This is a genomic window from Parasphingorhabdus sp. (genome assembly GCF_965233695.1).
Lineage (GTDB): Bacteria > Pseudomonadota > Alphaproteobacteria > Sphingomonadales > Sphingomonadaceae > Parasphingorhabdus.
Window position 1 is genome coordinate 2,642,520 of record NZ_OZ247497.1, and the last position, 17,860, is coordinate 2,660,379.

Genomic DNA, 17,860 nt, shown 5'->3' on the forward strand with positions numbered 1-17,860 from the left:
TGCTCAGCGCTCCTTCTTCAGACGGGCAAGGTGCAGCGCAGCGAGACGCGATCCTGGGCCAGCGCCGCCCGCAAATGTTTCCAGCACATATTCTACGGTGACATTGCCGGTCATCCGGTCATGGGGCGGAACAGCGCCTTTGCAATCGAAACCGTCGCACAGAGTAAAATCGGAAGAGGCCATCACGAAACTGGGCGCAGCCTTGATATCGAACGCCCGGAACAGTCTGGGATCAATACCAAGCGCGGATAACTGCTCGCCGTCCGAGGCCATGGCGGTGAGCATTTTTGTAAGCTGTTTGGCGCTGCCTCCCGGAAAACCGCGCAGCACCGTAACGCCCCCCGCCGCTGCAGTGTCGCGAACGAGTTTTTTCAAAGACTGCGGCGGCATCGACAGGCTTGCAAAGGCAATGAAACGCGGTGCGTCGCCGAGATTGGCCTGAGCCATTTTTGCATGATCCGTAATCATCCGGTCGAAATCAAAGACTTCGTCTTTTTTGTTGTCGTTGTTTCTGTGTTTCCGCTGGACAGACTTCGTATATCGCTCGCCATTAGCCCTTGCCTGGTCTTGGGTCTGACGGGCTTCATCTCGCAAATCTCCGCTGCGCATGCGGACATTTTCAGCCAGCGCTTCTGCCTCGGCGGAATAGGATTTGGCCGAAGCACGAATGGCTTCAATATCGAGGGGTTCCGAGTTTTGACTCTGCGCTGCGGCGAAACCAGCGGATGCCGAGATCGTGAACAAAACCGAAAAGAGAACGATGTTCTTCATAGGGCGCAGCAATTCCGTTTGCGCCAGACAAGATAGCCCATGTCCTCGCCAATGGCGGGAATGACCTGTCCGGCAGATTGAAAGGTGGTGGAGGCTCCGATGGGCGGGCAGGCATAACGGCCCTTGGTCGCCGGATTGGGGTTGGTTGCCTGCAGGCGGTATTGCTGCTTGCGCATGATCGGCATGAGATATTTACCGCACAGACCTTTTTTGCCCATGGTTCCCCAAGACACCAATTGGCGGTGCAATTTGAAAGCAAAGCGCGACAGCACGAGCCGCGAGGCTTGAACATGGCCGATGCTGGCAGAGACATTGCCGTTCATTGGATACATTGATCCTTGACAGCCAGCACACCAGAAGAGTTCATCGCGCGGCAGATTGACTGTGGCGGAAACACAGTCGGCAGCGCAGGCGGCAAGCGCCAGCGGATTAGCAAAAAGCACCGCTTCTGGATTAATGATCGCGGTAAGTTCACTGTCTTGCCACAGCGGATCAATCTCGGAAATATAGAGAATATCCACCGAGCCTGCTTCAAGGCAGAGAAAATCAGCAACAATCTCCATCCAGTAGATCAGCGGATAGGCATACCAATGCACATGCCAACTGGAATAATATTGGCTCGCGCCGCCAATGGCCGATGGCCCTGAGATTGAACGATATCCAATGTCAAACCCGGGATCGATCTTGAGCCCGCCCAGATTGACAAAGCACCATGGCTTCATGCTGACATCGGCAAGCCGGACCGGCTCCCAGAACCCCATGGCAATGCCGGGTCGTATTCCGCACAGACAAACGGGCAAGGTAGGATTTTTAGGATCAGGTCTGCTTGATGGCCAGATATCAAGGCCGCCAATCGACAGCGGGAAAAGACACGACCAGCAGATATCGGTGATCGGATTGACAAATTTACCGGTGCAGCGGCCCGGCCCCGCATCGGCGCGAGCCGGGGCTGAGACAAGCAAGCTGAATGCCAGCAGACATAATAGTAATGCGGGCTTAAATCTGAATATTTTTGAAAAGCTTTTTGTCATTGGGTTGGCCTCCGCTTTTTGGACAGCGCAAACTCCCGGATGCGCAGCATCCGGCCCTGTTGATCGACCATCGCCGGTAGTGCTTTAATATCGAAATGCGCGGTCAGTTTTCCGCCTTGATCAAAATAGAATCGCCTTTGGCGCGCTTTCATCAACTTGAGCGGCGCGCCGTTCGTCAGAATGAGTTTCGCAGTCTTTGATTTTTGCGCAAATGCCCATTCGAGCTGGGCTGGATCATCGCCGTCTAGAAATATCAATGCCGCGCGCAGAGGAACGGTATCGAGGGGATTGACCCTGGTTCCTTTGGCCCAGATCCTGCGTTTATCATGACCAAAAATATCGGCCTGCAATGTGATGGTCGGATCGAACAGGCGCGTTGTGGATTTTTCTGCTCTGATCAACCCCGCAACGGGTTTAGGCCGGTTTACCCTTGCGATGGTGCGCGCTTTGAGTTTCTGGTTCAGCCGGTCAATGTCGCCATTCTTGTCCATGGTCTGAAGACGCGACTGAATTTGTTCGAGTAAATCCGGTTCAATAATTGGGAAATGAGTACCCTGCTGGCCATAGTCGCGCGCCAATACCGGTGTCGACAGCAAGGCTCCAATGAGGAAAGGCAAAGTTAGTCTGTTCACAATATTGCCCTCCCGGTGCCAATAATCCGGGGCGCACAAATGAAACCGATCTCGCCATAGCGGCTATCAAAGCCATGTTTGTGGGACGTTCCAACATAATAGCAGCCGTCCGGAATGATGCCTTCAGGGCCTTTGGTAAGCGCGACCCCTTTGCGGGTTTTGGGTTTGGTTCGCGCGACAAGCCTATTGTTGATGAAGACATTTTTGCCGTCATGGCGAACTTGATCACCCGGCATGCCCAATATCCGCTTGCCGAAGATTTGCGGCTTCTTGCCGAAATGGGTGCTGAGCAATTCTGAACGCGGCGGCTCGAAGAAAATCAACGCGCCGCGAGAAGGGGTGAAATTCTTGTCCAGCCAGAATGCCCAGTTGGGCAGGCTGGGACTGGCATTGATCAAGAGCGCATGATTGTCGCTGAATTTGGCTATCGGCGCATAGAGCAGCGGGACCGCTACCAGCATTGCCAGAACAAGCGGGCGTTTCAGGCGGGATCTAATACCGTTCATTGCGGCTTCTCCCGGCTATCGTTTTCCAGTTTTTGGGCGATTTTGGTTTTGAGCTGCGGCGTGGCATCGGGCGTATTTTTTGAAAGCACGGCTTCAGCAACCAAAATCACATGTCCGCTACGACCCAAATCATCCACCGCCGCTTCGGTTGCTTGGAGATACCGGGCAATTTCTTGCCGGGTGACTTCGGGATCAGCATCACCCTTTGCCTCCCCGTCAATGAAATCCCGCATGATCTCGGACATGCGGACTTGCACTATTTGTTGTCTATTGGGCTCGATCAGACGCAAGCTGACCCAGATGATCCACAAAATCGCAGCCGTGACCAGAAGGACCATGATAACGGATCGCCCGCTTGGTAGATGCTCTAATAGTGCTGATTTGGTCATCCCTCTCTCCCTTCGGGAAAATCATCGGTAATCCGCGCAATAAATCTCGGTATCCTAAGCGCCGCGATCAGAGCAGTAGACCCAAAGAAAATGATTTTGAGGTCGCTGGAAAACGCCAATCTGCGCATCCCGTCCGCTTGAAGATAGCGAACGGATAAATTATCAAGATGCGTGAATAGCCCGAGCAAATCCCAACCGGATAACAGCAGGAAAAAGCAAAGCGGCAGACCAAGCGCCATCAATACCGAGCTCATGGTGAACAACGATACTTCCAGCATGATGTGGCAAGTGTTTTGAAAAAACTGCTTTAATGGAAACGACGTACCTTTGCAGCGCTGGTCCTTGCTTGTCCCAAGCGATAAATATTGATCAAACAGCGTATCGGTTTTGTCAGGCATTGTGCTTGCCCTTCCGATTGTCGGCGCCAACACCGGACACGCGGGCAATGGCCTGTGCCAGTGAAGCGCCGGCTTCCTGTTCAGCTTCGATTGCCGCATAAACATCGGGCGAAGAAGAATAGATGCACGCGGAATAAGGATCGAGAACTAGCCGACCAACTGCTTCGCTATCCGGGCCTTTGATAAAAACCTCGCTATATTCCTCGCCCGAACGTTTTAAACTGCGGATCAGCGTTTCAGTGCGATCATCCATGTCGAGGCGGTCGTTCTTGCGGAAATCTGCAATAGTTTCCGGCTTTTGCTGGAGCACCAACATCCAGTCGCTATTTTCCAGCGCTGCGGTTGCCCCATCTGATTTATAATAATCATTGAGTGACTGCGTGGCGGTTGCCAGCGCCCCGCCATATTTACGCGCCGTACGCGCATAGGTTTCCACAAACTCGCCCATTGAGCCGCCTTTGAGGAGCGACCAGGCTTCATCGATGAGAAGTAATTTCTTGGTGCTGCGCGGGCTCTGGGTCATCGCCTGGCTGGTCATGAACATGATAGCGCACAGAATGACCGATCTCAGCTCCTCGCGCGTTGCTAGATCAGACATCTCAAATACGGTAAAATCATCATCGAGCGCGATACTGGCCTGACCTTCAAAAAAGCCGCCATAGCTTCCGCCGCTCATATAGGGTCCGATGGCAACGCCCAGATCATCGGCGACAGGATTGGAAATGCCCGCGAATGCTGCTGCCACTTCATTGATCGTGCCGCCGCTGCCAAGCGCTTCCCAAACTGTTGTAACCGCCTGATCGATCAGACCGCGCTCTGTATCGGTAAGCCGGTCGCTGTGCCGCGCCATTTGGCCTACAATCGCCTTGACCATCGCGATGCAGTCGAGTTTATAGTCATCGTCTTCTGCTGCGCGCGCGTCATTGATCATTGAAAAGGGATTGAGCGAGAAACCGGATTTGAGGGTAAACTCGACAAAGCGCCCGCCTTGCAATTTAACCGAATGCTCGAACGAGCGCCCGTCATCAATCACGACAACTTTCGCCCCCGCGCCGCGCAGGCTTGCGCACATTTCCTGCAGCAATACAGATTTGCCAGAACCGGACTTACCGCAAATCGCAACATTATGGTTGCCCGCGTCATTTTCAAATGGCGACCAGTAGAATGGCTGCCCGCGCCGTCCCACCAGAAGCAGATGTGGCAACGGCCCTCCCAGAAATTCGCCCTGCAAGGGTGCAATATGCGCCGCGCTGGTTGAAAGCATGGTTTTAAGCCGCTTTAACCGTGTGAGATCATGGGCAAGGCCATCGGCCAGTGTCATGGGCATGGCCGCGATCAGCCCGTGGAGCTGGAGAAAACGTTCGTCGGCCAAATCCCAACCAGCGGCCTTATAGATCGCTTTGATTGAGCGTTCATGAGCATCGCCAAGGCCAAGCGGCGAATAGCTGGTGACGCCATAAAACAGTTGCACGAGGCGTTTCCCGGCCTGCAATTCTGCCTGGACATGGCTCCATTCGGACGATTGCTGCGCTAGTTTGGGCAGGAACCGCGCGCTTTTGGACTGGCTGAGGCTGGTTGTACGCATGAATTTGAAACCGGCTTTTGCCGAGGCACCCTCGCGGTCGGGGTAGACCAGACAAAGCATGGTCGCAGCCGGGCAGGGGAAGCGCAATTTGTCGGTGAACATGTCGCCGATGAGCCGCGCGCATTCCCAAGGCGCCCATCGTTCAGGCATTTGCCTGACGCCAAAATGCCGGATGTCAAAGGCATCGGGATAGATTGCGCCAATTTCCGGCGTGCCATCAGCGCTTCGGCCAATTTCCCGGAACCTTTCGGTGCGCAGGATCATCCGGTCATCTTCAACTTCGAGCTCAATATCCCGGCGGATGGCTTGGCTGGCAATATCATCGAGCGGATTGTAAACGGTTCGGTCTTCTTGCGGCGCTGTGGTGGGGGAAGTCAGGTCATCAACGAGCGCGATGAGTTCCTGCGGTTCCATTTCACCCGCATCAATGCCAAGAGACGTCAGTACGCCGACAAGCCCGTCGCGGCACTGCGCAAGTTCATTGTCATCAATGTTTGCGGTGTCTGGAACGCCCAGCGAGATAACCAGATTATGGCAGCGGGCATGAAACGGCGCATGGGCAGACCCGCTTTCCCAGACCAGATCATAAAGCCGTTTTGATCTGTGGCGCGCCATTGCCTCATAGACACCGCCCTGTGCGTAGCGCTTGGCAAACCATGGGGCGACTACCCGGCCAATGCGCGGGCTGGCAAAATGTAATATCTGCAGGCACGCGCCTTCGGGCATACCTTCGGAGAAAAACTGACCCAATATTTCACCGGTGCGTTCATCCGCGCCAATCAGCGGCGCGGCGGATAATATAAATCCTTTGGAGCGCGCGTTGCGATACAACCGCGGTCCTGAATCAAAAACCCGGTACGGCAGCCAATCTGACAGCATGTCGAGCGCGATGCTCGGTTTTGCTTGGTCAGCGGTCTGGGTATCACCAAACAGACCCGACAATAGTTTGGCGCGCGCGCCAGTTATGGAGAAGGTCATTGTCCTTTCTCCTCGCTGGGCAATCTGTTGCTCTCGCGTTTCTTGGCGGCTTCGATGGCCTCAATACTCGGAAGACCATCATTCGGTAGTGTTTTGGAAACAGGGTGAGGGGTTCGACTTGCTGGGGGAGGGAGCCCATCGAACCCCTCGATTGCCGGTATGTTTGCACCGGCAATTGCCTCTCGCACGGTCAAGGGGTACGAACCACGCGAGGGCAAATTATAAGAACTTTTGAGAAATGGGTCAGCGGCTTCAATCGATTCTGACGGCGTTTCGCTGGCGTTATCGTCTGCGCTAAGAGGGTCGCCGGAATGGTCTTTGGATGCTAGCTTGGCTTGATCTGCTATATCGCGCGCCATTTGCCGAGCGATATTTGTTTCTTGCCCAGTCAATGTGGCAGCCCAGTCGGGAGTGCGCGCAACTACATGCACGCTACGCGCTTCATGCAAATTGCCCGACGCATCGACAAATCCGGGAAAGACAATCTTGAGCACACGCTCGCCTGTCCGCGCAGTTTGCGCCGCCGATATCAGGTTTCGCCTGCCACTTGGCTGAGTTTGCTCGAGCATTGGTGCATTCGCCGCCGCATCAATTTGCGATGTCGGCGCGCAGCTACCGCCCGGCGCCTTGCAATCAAAACTGCCGCTGATATTGCTGCCCAGACTAGCGCAAGACGATAGTGAGACGCATGAAAGCGCGAGCATCCCCAATGGAAAGTGCGCGCGCGTCATTTTGCACCTTTTGGATTGGAGCTCAGGAAGGCGCGGATTTCGGCTGCGCCGCGATATCCTTCGAGTACCGCGCCGTCACTTGCGCGCACCATGACCGGCGTTCCGGAAAAACCGTGGCTGCGTGCAAAGGCCTCATTGGCATCAAGACCTGAGGTGTTGCACGACTTTTGTTTCTTCGGTGTTTCGCCGGAATAGGCCTGGTGCAGCGCTTTTGCAGGATCCCGCGAACAGATCACGGCTTCAGCCAGCTTCCTGCTTTTTTCGCCAAAGATGGATATCGGCCGCTCTTCAACGCGCATGCGCGCCTTTTTGAGCTCCGCGGTCAGCCGCTTGCAATAGCTGCAATTGAAATCGGAAAAAACTATGAGCTTGGGTCCGGATTTGGATCCCCAATGGATTGCTCCTGATGGCATCAAGTCCGCGACGGGAACTTTGGACGCGAGTTTACCCGCGGGCTGCCGTGCGGCAGTTGGTCCGCTGGAATTTGCGCCTGCTGCTCCTGCGACCAGCAGCTGTGGATTAAGCTCGAGCAGTTTTGCGGCCGTCAGATCCGCACGGCTTTCCATATCGTATAGACGCCCGACAAATAGATAACGCGCGCGTTCATCAATATAGAATAATGTCTTTTCCGATACGACCTCGCACAGACCGCCAAACCCCTTGCAGGTGAGGCTGGTAATGGGTGTTTTCGGGAGACGTAGCTGGATAGCCGTGCGCACATCTTGGAGTACGCCTGCGGCATTGGCTGGAGCAGAGATAAAGCTGGCAGCAACGAGGCCGGAAACCATCCCGCCGCTTGCAACAGCAAGCGCAATGGCTGCCGCCTTTGATTTTAGGTTCCTGCCTACTTTCTGATATTTGAAATTCACTTTTTTTCACTCCTTACATGGACGCCGTCGAGAAAGACGATCTCGACATCGATACCGGTCGGCATCTCGACGACAGGTTGATATTGTTCGGCTCGTTCGATGAGATATTTGGAAACGGTATCGGCGGCATCTCCTGCGCCCTGGCCAAGGCCGCCGGTCAATATGTCGGCGCCCGAGAGGCTATCGCGTTTCCCGTCCGTGCCAATCTGACCGGAAAATATGCCGTTCGCGTTGGCCGAAAAGCCGCGCCCGAACCCGCCGACAATCCCGGCAAGCAGCGCTTGGCTGACAAGACTGCCTTCGCGGCTGACAACGCGTCCGCGCACGCCGGATTTACCGGCAAAGCTGATAAAGCCTTTAACCTCGCTGACCGCGACCCGTCCGCCCGGCTGATCGCAGGTCATGCGGGCGAGCTTCACATACACTTTCTCCGATGAGAGGTCGCCGCGCGCCGCGCCGTTGACAATGCAACCGGTGATATTTGTCGTAAGCAATTTGCCGTTTTTGACCACCGAACGGGCAGGGCCAGTAATACGCAATACCACCGGAAGCGGATCGCTCTGACTGGCAACCCCGACCGAGGCATCAACGCCAACAATGACTTTTGCCGGTGCATAGCTGTTGGGCGGCAAATATTCCGGGCTGTCTTCAACCAGGAGCGGTGATATTTCCGATGTGCGTTTCTTGGAAGATTTTGATCCCTGCTCGGTGCTGCCGAAATTGAGAATTTTGACTGCGCTGGAAGGAGAACCGTCGGGCGAAATTTCTGTACCATCGGGTGATCCAAGCGATGCCGACTGGCGGTTAAAATCTCCGCTTTGCGGACCATAGGCCGGAGGAACTGGTGCCGGCGCTGCGGCTTTTTCTTCGAGCTGCACTTTCAGTTCAGTGTTTTCGGCTGAAATCGCATCAATGGCCGCTTGCCCGTTGGTGCGCATTTCGCTGTTTTCAAGCCGAAGAGCTTCGATTTGTTCTTCGATTTTATCAGTTGGGAGCTGCGCTTCCTTGAGCGCCTTTTGATCCTGGGTGAGTTTATTAAGCCGGTTTTCATAAGCCGCGACAAACTCGCGCTGGGAGAGATTGCGGTTGACCAGACTGCCAGCGTCAATGGTCACTACGCCGCTTTCTTGCGTACCTTTTTCATCGCCATTACCGGCAAAAAGAAACCAGGCACCTGCGATCAGCGCGAGACTACCAATGCTGGCAAGCAGCAAATTTTGCCGCCGCGCGATCTGCTTGTTGAGACCGGCGCGCGCATGGCCTTGCTCTGCATCCGCATCTTTAACGGGTGCTATAGTTTTGCTCTCGCTCATTGGTCGGTCCCCCGTGTCGTGGTAACAACAAAGGCGGACGTGCTCGTTCCGGCTTTGAGTGTGCTTTGGGCAAAGGAAATTGCGCGCGCGGATTTGGGTGCGAGCTCTTCTTCATTGAGCTCGACTGCGGTTTTACCGCGATTGGTGAGAATGAATTGCTGCGCGTTGTAATTGGCGCCGCGATATTCTGCGATGAGCTGGACTTCGATGGATCCGGTTCGGACCGGGCGCATCATACGCTGGTGCACGCTATAACCGGGAGGCGCTGCTCCCTCCGCCACCGCTTTGACCAAAGCGATGATGGTCTGCTCTTCGCTTCTTTCGTTCTCCCAAGTCTCCGCCTCCGGTTTTGCAAGGGCGGGATTGGTTATAAAAAGTTGATGCGCTTCAACCGCTGCCGTGCGGCAGGCAAATTTATAGACAAAACCCTGTTTGCTGGTGGCGAAGAAACTAACGCTGTCGCTGGCGAAGCTGGGCGGCACGGAAATATAGATATCACCGCGCACCGGCTCGTGCGTTACCCCGAAATCATTATAGGGATAGCCCGAAGCGATTTTTGAAACGCTGGAAAATTCGTCGCCAACCAAAGCAATACGGGTCAGCTCATCGCGCGACAATGTGCAGTCAATCTTCGCATTGTCCGCCGCCTCGACAAACTGGTTCGCCAAAGCAGGTGATGCGCTTAACGAAAGGGCGGCAATAAGTAATGCCGCACCAAGAGTTTTGAAACCCGTATCGGGAAGCCGCGTAACGCCCCAACTGATGCTCGCCATGCCGCTGCCCAGCAGACAGGCGGGCAGGGATAATGATATGCTGCTCATGACGAGGCATCCTTTTCGATTGATTTTTGCTGAATTTGTTGATCACGCTCGGTCGGGATTTGCTTAAAGCCAGTCAGCGCAAGCCGAAGACCTGTGTAGGTCCAGCTGAAGACAAATTTACGCTCCTCGCTGGCGATTACCTGCGCGCCGACAAACGTTTTGAGCGTTCCGGTTACCTCAGACTTGAGTTCTTTCGGATCGATGACAAGCGAACGGATGACAAAAGCCTGGGCTATATCGGAGCCGCGTTGTTCGGAAACGATTTTGACCAATTCTGATTTGAGGCGCCCATGGGCGCTGGGATCGGCCAGTTTGAGAATCTGCTCCATCCAGTAATCAAGCCCTTCAGGACTGCGGTTGAGCAGCATGAGAGCGGTATCGCGGGTGACGAACTCCAAATATTCATGGGCAACGCCTGCGCTTGACAGGGTGAGCGATTGTCCGGTCACCGGCACCAGCACGATTTCACGCGACTGCGTTGATCCAGCTGCAATGGCCGCCAGGCTCGTCACTGCTAGCCCCGCAGCTAGGAGGGCCAGCCAGTTGCGTTGCCGCAGCAGGCGCTGCGCTGACTGATGTGCAATATGTGCTTCCATCTTGCCCTCCTTCAACCGGCCAAAAGTCGGCAGTGGGAGGGCGGCGTGGCTTTTAATCCCAGAAACGATCCGGGCAGATACCAATAGACAGCATGGAGGAGCTGCGCGCTCGCACCGCCGGATTTTGCTTTTCGAAGAGCGAACCAGGCAATAAATGCTAAGGCGATTCCAATAAAAATATGCTGCGCTAATATGCCCCAGGCGAACGGAATGATCAGACCGAGAAACTCGTCGATCGTCCAAAATCCGATGAGTTCGGGATCATCAAGCCGCCGGGGTAAAAGATATCTGTCAGCCATGATGCCGCCCTCCTTGCCGATCGCAGTCGTTAAATGACTGCCGTGACAACAGAGGTGACGATGGGAACGCCTGTCCCGACGCCGATGCCGACGCCAACGGGAACAGCGATTTGTCCGAGCGAGAAACGCCCGGACGCCAATCCAATGAGACCGGCTGCCAGGCTAAGAACGGTAATGATCTTACCACCAGAACCTTCCAGAAAATCGGTAAATTTTGCGAGCGCAGGATCAAAAGTATTGTCTGCGCCTGCTTAGGCGGCCGTGGCACAGAGAAGCGCTACAGCTGCCGGAATGAGGTAATCGGATGCGCGGCGGTTTGTTTGGGTAGTATTGATCATGGAAAATCACTTTCGCTTGAGAAACATGAAACAGCATGTGTTCGCTGTATGTTCTAAGTGCGCGATTGACCCACCTGTAGGAAAACAGGAAATGGGAAATTAGGTGCCTTCCAAGCAAAAAGCGATATTCTGGAGGTGAGTTGGGTAGTGTTGACCAGCCGATGCGCTCGTTCGCGCAGGAACTGTTCAGGCCAGCACAGGAGTTGTTCTCGTTTGAACAGAAGCTGTTTTCAACAGAACAGGAAACCCGGATTCGGTGATTCGCAATTTCCTATTTGTTCTTTTTATGTTCTTTTCATTTTCCTACAGGTGATTGTTCAAGATATCAGGTGATTCGTTCTCTTAATGACAGGATGAATGACATGACTGAACCCGATGGAATTTCCGAGGCGCAAATTAAGGCCGGTGTATCGAAGCTACTTCATGAGGCTGCTTCTACGTCAGGCCGCTCTCAAGTGTGCATTGCACGCGATGCCGAAATCGATCGGGGCACAATGCGGCGCATCCTTGCGGGGAAGCGCGAAGCCACCGTGAGTGAGGCCTTGCGTATATTATATGGTACGGGCGCCTCGCCGCATGCCCATTTGCTTCTTTATCTGGTTGCCGATCAGGACAGAGCCTCGCTGTGGATGCAAACCGACCTTGCTTTGTTTTTTGAACAACTGGTCCGTCATTTACCCGATGCCTTGGAAGCCCAGCTCGGTGATCACCTCCATGATGTCAAACCACGTTGGGCGAAGGGAACTGCCAAACGTGTAGCGCGATTGCTCGCTGAGCATATCGACTATCTTGCTCAAAAGGACGCTCTCTTGGGTGATGGCTTTGATCGGAAAAATGGAGTTGGAGATGCTTGATGCCGGATTGAATAAAGTTTCGAGGCAGCCGGTTATGCGGCTCATCCGGCTTAAAGAAGTGCAGCACCGCGTTGGGCTCGGGCGTTCCACCATCTATCGTTGGATGGATGAAGGAAAGTTTCCAAGGCCGCATACGCTTGGTGGGTATGTTGTTGCTTGGTTGGAGGCCGATATTGATTCATGGATCAGTTCAAAACTCGATTGAATCTGTCTGTTTGATGTTATTATGAGTATGCGAACATTTGTCGTTGGCTGGACAGATTTTCATGCTGCGCACTTCTCTTAACGATAGCTGTTGAAAAAACGATTATTCTTATGGTCATATTCCTTATGCGCAGCATATGATTTGGCGGTGAGATTCAAGGAAGTCGGCCAAAGCGCTATGCGGTCGCCGCTGCGGAGAAACAGTTGGGGCATAGTCTTGCATTTAAGTGGATCGATAAAACGCACCTTCGCCTGCCATCTAACCGACCGGCGGGTTCAAGCGATTTAGCGCACCTATGATTTCACAATGCTCGGCAGAACCTCCCGAGCATGAGGTTGCAAACAACTTAAGAGCATCCCGTAGCGATGTCAGTTGAACTATTTGGGTATCAATCTTTTCCAAATGCTCTTGCGCAATTTTTGCGGCCGCTTCGCAGTCTTGTTTTGGGCTATCTGATATTTCCAGAAGTGATCGTATTTCATCAATAGAAAACCCAAATCCGCGACTGTGACGGACGAATGACAATCTCCGAACATCGCTTTCCGCATATGTCCGCCTACCCGATGCCGTTCGTGCAGGTTCGGGTAACAGTCCTATATCTTCGTAATAGCGTACTGTGTTTACCTTGGTGCTGGTTTTTTGCGCTAGGTCACCGATCATCATATTGGTCAAATCATTTTCCTTATACGGCCTATTTAAATTAATGCTTGCTTCTACAGTAACTGGAGGTTGTAAGGCAAGCTCATGAGCATGGAAGAAACAGATGAATGCGGCTGCACGGGCGATCCAAAAAGAGCACAGGATGACCCGGCATATCGGCGGGCATTATGGATTGTCATTATCCTCAATATCGGCTTCGGCCTGTTCGAGATTGTCGGTGGATTTATCGCTGACAGCCAAGCACTGAAGGCCGATGCCCTTGATTTCCTGGGCGATGGATCGATAACCCTTGTTGGACTGTTTGCACTTGGCTGGACTGCGGTCCTACGGTCACGTGTGGCATTGATTCAAGGAATTTTCCTTGCCCTTTTGGGTATGGGCGTCATCGGCTTTGCCCTCTTGCGGGCGATTGACCCGGGGGTTCCCGAGGCCGGAATTATGGGAGCACTGGGGTTTTTAGCGCTTGGCATAAATGTGGTGTCTGCCTTTGTTCTTTCGCGCTTTCGCGAGGGCGATGCGAATGTCCAAGCAGTCTGGCTTTTCAGCCGAAATGACGCGATTGCAAATGTCGCCGTAATCTGTGCAGCGGGTCTTGTGGCGTGGACCGGGAAATCCTGGCCTGATATTGCGGTGGCCGCGATCATCGCTTTGATTTTTATCCATTCCGCTTACCAGATTTTGCAAAATGCGTTAATCGAACTTCAAGATCATAAAACGTCGGCGGACAATCCGGCGTGATGCATCTCATCAATCTTCGCACCGCTTCATTGTCCTTGCTGTTTCTAATTGCGGCATGCCTGCCATTCTCTGCCCAAGCCAATGCGGGAGATGTCCAAACCATATGGCGCCTCCTGGACTATATCGCCGTTGATTATCCCGGCGCGGTTGAAGACGGGAAAGTGATCAGCGAGGCGGAATATGCCGAAATGATTGAATTCTCAGAATCGGCAGCCAAGCGTATTACGGAGTTGCCAGCAGCCAGCGACCGTGCTGCGTTGATCGCACAAGCCAATGACATGAAAATCGCCATTGCCGACAAGGCACCAGCGGACAATGTTGCGCAAGATGCCCGCTTGCTGGCGAGCAATTTGTTGCGCGGCTATCCCGTCCCGCTGGCGCCTCACAATACGCCTGACTTGCAGAACGGCGCACGATTATACGCGCAAAATTGCGCGAGCTGTCATGGGCTTTCGGGCAACGGGCAAGGGCCTGATGCGCGGGGCCTCGATCCGGCACCAATTGATTTCACGGATGCAGAACGCGCGCGTCAGCGCAGCCTGTTTGGTTTGTATCAGGTGATCGGACAGGGCCTTGATGGAACGGCCATGCAAAGCTTTTCCGATCTGCCCGCGCAGGACCGTTGGGATCTGGCAGCATATACTGGCAGCTTTGCGTTCGATGATGTAGCGCGAGGAGAAAAGATCTGGGAAAGTGATGCCTCCATTCGCGCGCAATTCCCCGATCTGACAGCATGGTCAAGCATGACTCCTGTCATACTTGCTAGCAAGGTCCGGCCAGACAAGGCCGACGCTGTTTTCGCGTTCTTGCGCCGCCATCCAGAGGCGATTGCAAAAGCTTCTGGTGGATCGCTTGACCTCGCTCGCACAAAACTGGACGAAAGCCTGGCCGCGTACCGCGCCGGTCAGAAAAGTGCGGCTAAGGATTTGGCACTTTCTGCCTATCTGGATGGTTTCGAGCCATTTGAGGCCTTACTCGGTACGCGCGACGCAGACTTGCTCAGCAGTATTGAGCGATCAATGGCCCAGCTTCGCGATGCCATCGATAAAAACCGGCCCGTGTCCGACGTCGAAAGTCAGATCAAAACTCTCAAAGTGCAATTTGCACAGGCGGAGGCTATCCTTGTTCCTGACAATGCAAGCGGCGCATCGGCTTTTGTCGGGGCATTCACCATCTTGCTGCGTGAGGGACTGGAAGCGATCCTTATCATAGTCGCTATGATAGCATTTCTTCGCAAGGCTGAACGCCCAGAAGTCATGTCCTATGTTCATGGTGGTTGGATCACGGCCCTCATTGCTGGCGGAGTGACCTGGTTTGCCGCAACCTACATCATCGGGATTAGCGGAGCCAGCAGAGAGCTCACCGAAGGTTTTGGGTCACTTTTTGCCGCTGCCATCCTTCTGTTCGTCGGACTCTGGATGCATGGTAAATCGCGAGTTGATGAGTGGCAGCGCTATATCCGCGAAACAATGAACAAGGCTCTGTCGCGAGGCTCGGCCTGGTTCCTATTCGGCCTTGCATTTCTGGTTGTTTATCGGGAAGTTTTTGAAACAATCCTGTTTTTCGCGGCGCTTTGGAGCGATGACACTGGCGTATCGATTATTGCCGGTTCGGGAGCAGCCCTACTTCTGCTGGCTGCCCTCGCCTGGGCTATGCTGCGCTACAGCCGCAAACTGCAGATTAGAAAATTCTTCGCTTATAGTTCGGCATTGATGATTGTACTGACCGTGGTGTTGACAGGAAAAGGCATTGGCGCTTTGCAGGAAGCCGGTATGCTTGATGTTACGCCGCTTAAGGATTTTCCGCGAATATCGATGCTTGGCATCTATCCAGCACTCCAGCCCATTTTGGCTCAGGTTTTGGTTGTCGCTGTTATTGGTCTGGGATTCTGGTTGATCGGCAAGGGACATGATGGTGAGCGGCCAAAGGATAGGCATACGGTATGAATGCCCTTCAAGCCGATAACATTATTATTAGGAATGTTTAACATGGTGAATAGACGGTCTGTGATTGGTGCCGCTGTGCTTGGCGGTGGAGTTATTGCAATTGGAGGCATGGCGACCCGCCAATTCATCGGAGGCCAGGGGGCCGCATCTGTGCGAGCGACTTCAGGTCGCTCTTTACTTATACCGCCGCTTTACTCGGGAGAACGGGAAAATGGCATCCGCGTATTCGATCTGAAACTGCAACGCGGTGTTTCTCAGTTTCTCGAAGGTGTGCAAACTCCGACGATAGGCATCAACCAATCCTATCTCGGCCCAACACTTGAAATGTATGCCGGGGAAACCGTTCGCATGAACGTCAGTAGTGACCTTTCCGAAACGGCTACCGTGCATTGGCACGGCTTTCACTTGCCTGCCCGTGCCGATGGCGGGCCGCATCAACCGATAGCGCCCGGCAGCACATGGTCGCCAAGCTTCGTGGTGAAGCAGCGGGCATCAATGTTCTGGTATCATTCCCACGCGCACCGTCGGTCCGGTCCGCAGGTCTATCAGGGACTGGCCGGGGCCATCTATGTTCGCGATGACGAAAGCGAGCGGCTCGACCTGCCGAATGACTATGGCGTCGATGATATTCCACTGATCGTTCAGGACCGCGCCTTCAACCGCGATGGCAGTTTTGCTTATTCTACATCGATGCGCGATGTCATGATGGGGATGATGGGTGATACTCTGCTTGTAAACGGGATCGTCGATCCGGTTTACGAAGCCCGCAGCGACTTGTTGCGGATACGCCTTCTCAATGGCTCGAACGCGCGGTTCTATCGCTTTGGATTTGATGATGGGCGTCCTTTCATGCAGATAGGAAGCGATGGCGGTCTCTTCGAACAGCCTTATCGTACAAACAATGTCGTTCTCGCCCCGGGTGAGCGAGCGCAAATTGTCGTCGATCTGAGCGATGGCAGGCCAACTATCCTCCGTGCAGATAGCCTTGAAACCATGGGAATGATGGGGATGATGGGCGGCGGTATGGGAAACCGCGGTATGCGCGATAGTGGCGACCGGATGGGAGGAAGCGGCGGGCGCCGGGAAGGCATGATGGATGAACGACGACGCTTCACCGTGCTTAACATTCGGCCTGCAGCTCAAAGACGGCAGACCATCGTAATGCCAAGCCGACTGATTGCACTGGCACCGGTTGAACCGGAAACTGCCATCAAGACGCGACGATTTATGCTTCAAATGGGCATGGGTATGAACATGATGCGCGGTGGCGGCTTTACGATCAACGGCAAATCCATGGATATGCAGCGCATCGACGAGACGGTAAAAGTCAACACGACAGAAATCTGGCAGATAGAGAATGCTTCGATGATGGCGCATCCCTTTCACATTCATGATGTGCAGTTTCGTGTGCTGGACCGCGATGGTCGTCAACCAGGTCCGCAGGATCGAGGGCTGAAAGATACAGTGGTGGTTGCGCCGCGTGAAGTCGTTCGAGTACTATTGCGCTTTGAAGAATATACCGATTCAGAACTACCCTACATGTATCATTGTCATATTCTCGAACATGAAGATGCCGGAATGATGGGGCAATTTTTGGTTAAGGCGTGAACTTTCGTGCTCTAACACAAGGGCCGTTTCATTTCGGATTTTGGTATTTCACTCGGAATAGAACGATATGAATATGTTATACTATTACACGCAACCCTTTAGAATAGTGACAGATTTTTAAAATTGTCTTGCTTTGAACGAGATCATCTTACAGTAGAAGCGGCATGATTGCCCGGCGTCTATCTCTATCTAAAGGATCAGCAATGATTCGCGGCATGGCGTTAGCCTTCATGCTGCTTGTCATGGGGATGAACTTCGCGGATGCAGCTGAGTGCGCACCCGATGCTTCGGAAAGCGAAGTTACCGAGATGGCAAATGGAACCCAAACATCCGATAATATTCCTGCTCCAGAAGAGCAGAGCAAACACGGCGTTTGTCCGCATGGCCATTGCCACAACGGCAGTGTCACCGCTGCCCGGGTAGTAAATTGCGATATGTCGGCTAGTTTGACAAATGCCCGTTTCCACGGTGAAACTGATCAATTTGCGCTGTCTGCGCATTCATCCCGTTTAAAACGACCACCTCGCGTCTGAACTAATTCTGACTTGCGCCAGACTTATGGCGTTATTTCAATTAGTTAAGCGAGGATTTC

The 17,860-nt window shown here is 53.7% G+C and carries 20 protein-coding genes and 1 pseudogene; 6 read left to right on the forward strand and 15 right to left on the reverse strand.

The window, feature by feature from the left end; genetic code table 11:
• Positions 1–3: 3 nt before the first annotated feature.
• The 14 genes and pseudogenes from trbC to ACO6S1_RS12555 all read right to left on the reverse strand — a co-directional run bounded on the left by trbC (position 4) and on the right by ACO6S1_RS12555 (position 11,257).
• The gene (gene trbC / locus ACO6S1_RS12490) at positions 4–771 is read right to left on the reverse strand and encodes a type-F conjugative transfer system pilin assembly protein TrbC (protein WP_422343009.1); all 768 of its coding nucleotides are present in this window, start codon (positions 769–771) and stop codon (positions 4–6) included.
• Entirely contained in the window at positions 768–1,802 is a 1,035-nt protein-coding gene (traU, locus tag ACO6S1_RS12495) for a conjugal transfer pilus assembly protein TraU (protein WP_422343010.1), read from the reverse strand. Before traU ends, trbC begins: the two co-directional genes overlap by 4 nt.
• Positions 1,799–2,434, reverse strand: a complete 636-nt coding sequence (gene traW, locus ACO6S1_RS12500; RefSeq protein ID WP_417614160.1) for a type-F conjugative transfer system protein TraW — start codon at positions 2,432–2,434, stop codon at positions 1,799–1,801. Before traW ends, traU begins: the two co-directional genes overlap by 4 nt.
• On the reverse strand, positions 2,431–2,940 hold the full coding sequence (locus ACO6S1_RS12505) for a S26 family signal peptidase (protein WP_422343011.1): 510 nt from the start codon (positions 2,938–2,940) through the stop codon (positions 2,431–2,433). Before ACO6S1_RS12505 ends, traW begins: the two co-directional genes overlap by 4 nt.
• Positions 2,937–3,329 carry a TrbI F-type domain-containing protein gene (locus ACO6S1_RS12510; RefSeq protein ID WP_422343012.1) on the reverse strand — a complete coding sequence of 131 codons (393 nt, stop codon included), beginning with the start codon at positions 3,327–3,329 and terminating at the stop codon, positions 2,937–2,939. Before ACO6S1_RS12510 ends, ACO6S1_RS12505 begins: the two co-directional genes overlap by 4 nt.
• Positions 3,326–3,727, reverse strand: coding sequence for a hypothetical protein (locus ACO6S1_RS12515; RefSeq protein ID WP_422343013.1), 402 nt, complete (start codon positions 3,725–3,727; stop codon positions 3,326–3,328). The genes ACO6S1_RS12510 and ACO6S1_RS12515 overlap by 4 nt, the downstream gene beginning before the upstream one ends.
• On the reverse strand, positions 3,720–6,290 hold the full coding sequence (traC, locus tag ACO6S1_RS12520; protein WP_422343014.1) for a type IV secretion system protein TraC: 2,571 nt from the start codon (positions 6,288–6,290) through the stop codon (positions 3,720–3,722). Before traC ends, ACO6S1_RS12515 begins: the two co-directional genes overlap by 8 nt.
• The gene (locus ACO6S1_RS12525; RefSeq protein WP_422343015.1) at positions 6,287–7,021 is read right to left on the reverse strand and encodes a hypothetical protein; all 735 of its coding nucleotides are present in this window, start codon (positions 7,019–7,021) and stop codon (positions 6,287–6,289) included. The genes traC and ACO6S1_RS12525 overlap by 4 nt, the downstream gene beginning before the upstream one ends.
• Positions 7,018–7,890, reverse strand: coding sequence for a DsbC family protein (locus tag ACO6S1_RS12530; RefSeq protein WP_422343016.1), 873 nt, complete (start codon positions 7,888–7,890; stop codon positions 7,018–7,020). The genes ACO6S1_RS12525 and ACO6S1_RS12530 overlap by 4 nt, the downstream gene beginning before the upstream one ends.
• Positions 7,887–9,203: a TrbI/VirB10 family protein gene (locus tag ACO6S1_RS12535; protein ID WP_422343017.1), complete on the reverse strand. Its 1,317-nt coding sequence runs from the start codon at positions 9,201–9,203 to the stop codon at positions 7,887–7,889. Before ACO6S1_RS12535 ends, ACO6S1_RS12530 begins: the two co-directional genes overlap by 4 nt.
• Complete coding sequence (locus ACO6S1_RS12540; protein ID WP_422343018.1) at positions 9,200–10,024, reverse strand: type-F conjugative transfer system secretin TraK; 825 nt, start codon at positions 10,022–10,024, stop codon at positions 9,200–9,202. The genes ACO6S1_RS12535 and ACO6S1_RS12540 overlap by 4 nt, the downstream gene beginning before the upstream one ends.
• Complete coding sequence (locus ACO6S1_RS12545) at positions 10,021–10,620, reverse strand: type IV conjugative transfer system protein TraE (protein WP_422346186.1); 600 nt, start codon at positions 10,618–10,620, stop codon at positions 10,021–10,023. The genes ACO6S1_RS12540 and ACO6S1_RS12545 overlap by 4 nt, the downstream gene beginning before the upstream one ends.
• Before the next feature lie 11 nt (positions 10,621–10,631).
• Positions 10,632–10,919 (reverse strand): type IV conjugative transfer system protein TraL, encoded by a 288-nt coding sequence (gene traL / locus ACO6S1_RS12550; RefSeq protein WP_422343019.1) that lies wholly within the window; start codon positions 10,917–10,919, stop codon positions 10,632–10,634.
• 29 nt (positions 10,920–10,948) lie between these two features.
• A pseudogene (locus tag ACO6S1_RS12555) lies at positions 10,949–11,257 on the reverse strand (hypothetical protein).
• Between the two features lie 362 nt (positions 11,258–11,619).
• On the opposite strand from ACO6S1_RS12555, the gene ACO6S1_RS12560 reads away from it, so the two are divergent.
• The gene (locus ACO6S1_RS12560; RefSeq protein ID WP_422343020.1) at positions 11,620–12,111 is read left to right on the forward strand and encodes a hypothetical protein; all 492 of its coding nucleotides are present in this window, start codon (positions 11,620–11,622) and stop codon (positions 12,109–12,111) included.
• Positions 12,104–12,316 carry an AlpA family transcriptional regulator gene (locus ACO6S1_RS12565; RefSeq protein WP_332041249.1) on the forward strand — a complete coding sequence of 71 codons (213 nt, stop codon included), beginning with the start codon at positions 12,104–12,106 and terminating at the stop codon, positions 12,314–12,316. Before ACO6S1_RS12560 ends, ACO6S1_RS12565 begins: the two co-directional genes overlap by 8 nt.
• A gap of 258 nt (positions 12,317–12,574) precedes the next feature.
• Here ACO6S1_RS12565 and ACO6S1_RS12570 read toward each other — a convergent pair whose 3' ends face one another.
• Positions 12,575–12,979, reverse strand: coding sequence for a helix-turn-helix domain-containing protein (locus ACO6S1_RS12570; protein WP_332041292.1), 405 nt, complete (start codon positions 12,977–12,979; stop codon positions 12,575–12,577).
• 81 nt (positions 12,980–13,060) lie between these two features.
• On the opposite strand from ACO6S1_RS12570, the gene ACO6S1_RS12575 reads away from it, so the two are divergent.
• The 4 genes from ACO6S1_RS12575 to ACO6S1_RS12590 all read left to right on the forward strand — a co-directional run bounded on the left by ACO6S1_RS12575 (position 13,061) and on the right by ACO6S1_RS12590 (position 17,801).
• Positions 13,061–13,714: a cation transporter gene (locus ACO6S1_RS12575; protein ID WP_422343021.1), complete on the forward strand. Its 654-nt coding sequence runs from the start codon at positions 13,061–13,063 to the stop codon at positions 13,712–13,714.
• Positions 13,714–15,660 (forward strand): FTR1 family protein, encoded by a 1,947-nt coding sequence (locus ACO6S1_RS12580; protein WP_422346187.1) that lies wholly within the window; start codon positions 13,714–13,716, stop codon positions 15,658–15,660. Before ACO6S1_RS12575 ends, ACO6S1_RS12580 begins: the two co-directional genes overlap by 1 nt.
• A 42-nt stretch (positions 15,661–15,702) precedes the next feature.
• Positions 15,703–17,268, forward strand: a complete 1,566-nt coding sequence (locus tag ACO6S1_RS12585; RefSeq protein ID WP_422343022.1) for a multicopper oxidase family protein — start codon at positions 15,703–15,705, stop codon at positions 17,266–17,268.
• A 164-nt stretch (positions 17,269–17,432) separates the two neighbouring features.
• Entirely contained in the window at positions 17,433–17,801 is a 369-nt protein-coding gene (locus tag ACO6S1_RS12590; RefSeq protein ID WP_422343023.1) for a hypothetical protein, read from the forward strand.
• The last annotated feature ends 59 nt before the right edge of the window (positions 17,802–17,860 follow it).